The sequence below is a fragment of the Dietzia sp. B19 genome, assembly GCF_014145155.1.
GTDB lineage: Bacteria > Actinomycetota > Actinomycetes > Mycobacteriales > Mycobacteriaceae > Dietzia > Dietzia natronolimnaea.
The window spans coordinates 1-2776 of record NZ_JAALED010000069.1 but is presented as its reverse complement, the minus strand read 5'-3'; the positions used below and the strand labels follow the sequence as shown (position 1 = coordinate 2776).

3 protein-coding genes are annotated in these 2776 nt (G+C 71.1%); all 3 read left to right on the top strand.

Annotated features, from left to right (window positions below):
- Positions 1 to 1647 (top strand): helix-turn-helix transcriptional regulator (locus G6020_RS02940; protein WP_241732544.1); only part of this gene is annotated, 1647 nt, incomplete at its 5' end.
- A 26-nt stretch (positions 1648 to 1673) separates the two neighbouring features.
- Complete coding sequence (locus G6020_RS02935) at positions 1674 to 2417, top strand: hypothetical protein (RefSeq protein ID WP_241732543.1); 744 nt, start codon at positions 1674 to 1676, stop codon at positions 2415 to 2417.
- A 64-nt stretch (positions 2418 to 2481) separates the two neighbouring features.
- On the top strand, positions 2482 to 2776 hold a 295-nt coding region (locus G6020_RS02930; protein ID WP_182609603.1), incomplete at its 3' end, for an alpha/beta fold hydrolase.

Sequence of the window (2776 nt, the reverse complement as noted above, 5' to 3'; positions counted from 1 at the left end):
GCCGCGGCCCGCGCCGCGCTCGACGCCCACGACTACCGCACAGGCGTCGAGTTGTCCGTGGCCGCCCAGCGTGCGGGCCTGGAGATGACGCCGCTGCAGCAGGCCGAGCTCGCGCTGGTCGCGGGTTCCTGCCTGCGGCTGCTCGACAGGGTGCAGGAGGCGGCCGTCATGTTCGAGCGGTCGCTGGAGTGTCTGCGGGCAGCGGCCGGACCGCGTGGTGACGACGACGAGCCGGGTGGGCCCGACTTCACCAGTGTGCTGATCGACAACGTGACGGCCCGGGCGGACCTCGCGCACTACCGCGACCGGGGTCCGGAGAACTCCCTGCCGTTGATCGAGGCGGCCCACGGACTCCTGACGCCGGGCCACCCCGCTCACTCGGTGCTGGACGCGCTGACCGTGGTGCACCTGTCCTACGCCGGGCGGTACCGGGAGGCGGCCCGGGCACACGCCGAACTCGGCGCGCCACAAACTGACGCCGCCCCTGGTCATCCCGCACCCCTGCACCCCGCATCCCTGCATCCCGCACCACTGCGCTCCGCGCCCCTGTCAGCTGAGTGGGAGCGGCGCCTCGAGGCGATCCACGCCCTGGCGCTGGACGCGCTCGGGCAGTCAGACGCCGCGTTGGCCGTCCTGCGGCGGCTAGCCCGCCAGTCGCGCACGGTGGACCACCACGCGTGGGCGTCGGAGGAGTACCTCGCGGCCCTGCTGTACGTGGTCCTGCACGGTTTCGGCGTCAACGCGCTGTTCGCGGAACTCGCGCCGTTCGTGGCGGTCGAGCAGGACGACTCCGTGCGTCTGGACCACGGCATGCGCCGGGTCGCCGACGCGGAGATCGCCCTGGCCGCCGGCGACCTGCCGTCGGCCGTGAGCGCCGCGTCCGATGCACTCGACACCATCGCGGTGGACGGCCCCGAGGACTTTCTCCCGCGTGCCATCTCTCTGTACGCGCTGGTCGCGGCCCTGTCCGGGCAGACCGCGACCGCGCAAGAGCAGCTGCGGCGCCTACGCGCCGTCCACGGGTATGCCAACTCGCCGGTCGGGCCGGAGATCCGCGGAGCCGAAGCGGGGGTGCTGTTCTGCCTCGGTCGGAGCGAGGAGGCGCTCGGCATCGTCCGCTCCCTCGTCGACGACGGACTGCTCGGCTCCGCTGTGCGCGCCGCCCTGGCCGGGGTGTTGATGGCCGATCCGGAGAGCTGCCGGATAGTGGCCGAGCTGGAGGTCAGTGGGGATGTACCGGTGCTGGTGCGCGACCTGGCTGCTGCCAACCTGGCCGACAACCCCCGGCGATTGATCGATGCGGCTCAGCGAGCCCGTGGACACGGTCTGCTCATGGTGGCCGCAGCGGCCGCAGACCGCGCCCGCACCCTCGCCACCCCGGGATCGCAGCACCACACCCTGGCCGAGCGGATGCTCGCGACCACCGAGATCAGCGGGTCGCTGGCCGGCCTCACCGGACTGGGAGGTCCCGCCCGATGGGTCCCGCCCGGGGTCACGCTGACCCGCCGCGAGTCCCAGGTCGCCGAATTGGTGGGGCAGGGGTTGACCAACGCCGAGATCGCGGACGAACTCCACCTGTCCAAGCGGACCGTGGAGGGTCACCTCAACCGGATCTACACCAAGACCGGCACCCGACTGCGAGGGTGAACGGGCGACAGAGTCGAGGTGTGAGCATGCGTCAGTCACGGAGGAATCCAGCGCCGAGGAACCCAGCGCCGGCAAATCAAGCGCCGAGGAATCCGGCACCGAGCGATCCGGTCCAGGGCGATCCGGCCACCTTCTGCGAGGCGCCCGCCGCCTACATCGTGGAGACCTATTTCGTGCTCCGGATGGTCATCGCGGCCGGTGCGCTCATCCTTCCGGCAACCCTTCTCCTGTGGGTGGCCCTCGACTCCGGCGTGTCGATGATGGGCTCACTCAGCGCCTTCTACTACTCGCCGGCCCGGAGTCTCTTCGTGGGGATACTCGTGGCGATCGGCGTCGCGCTGGTGGCCTACCGCGGTTACACCCGCGGAGAGAACGCGCTGCTCAACGGAGCCGGCGTCCTATCCATCGTGGTGGCGCTGGTCCCGACGGGAGACTCGTCTCTGCCCGGGCTCACCGTGGCGGGTGCCGTTCACGCGGTGGCCGCGGTGGGGTTCTTCGTCCTGGCCGCGCTGTCGATCTTCTTCTACGGGCAGGAGACCCTCGGATCCCTTTCGGATCCGGACCAGCAGCGCAGGTATCGCGCGGTCTACCGGGTCCTGGCCGTACTGGTCGTTGCGTTCCCGGGCGCGGCGGTTCTCGTCGCCTGGGTGGTGGGGCCGTCTGTGGCCCTGTTCGCCGGGGAGGCGGCGGCGCTGTACGCGTTTGCTGCGTTCTGGCTGGTCAAGACCTATGAGCTCTCGCAATCCCATGCCGAGTTGAGGATCGTGTGAGCCAGCCGATGCGGCCCTTCACAGACACCGCGTCGCTCGCGGCCGTCGCGCGTAGGGTCGCGACATGACGAGTCTTGTCTTTCTCCCCGGCCTCCACGGCGACGCGCAGTCATGGGACCCGACCCTGCGCGCCCTGCCGGAGAGATGGAACACCACGGCCCTCGATCTGCCGGCCGAGCCCGACCTCGACGCGCTCGTCGACGAGGCCGCCCGACAGATCGCTACCGGCAGCGTCGTCGTCGGACATTCCCTCGGCGGCGTGGTGGCCATGCACCTCGCCGAGCGGCACCCGTCCCTGCTGGCCGGCCTCGTCCTGGTCACCGCGCCCGTGGGTGCCGAGGACCCGGACGCAGCCGCGG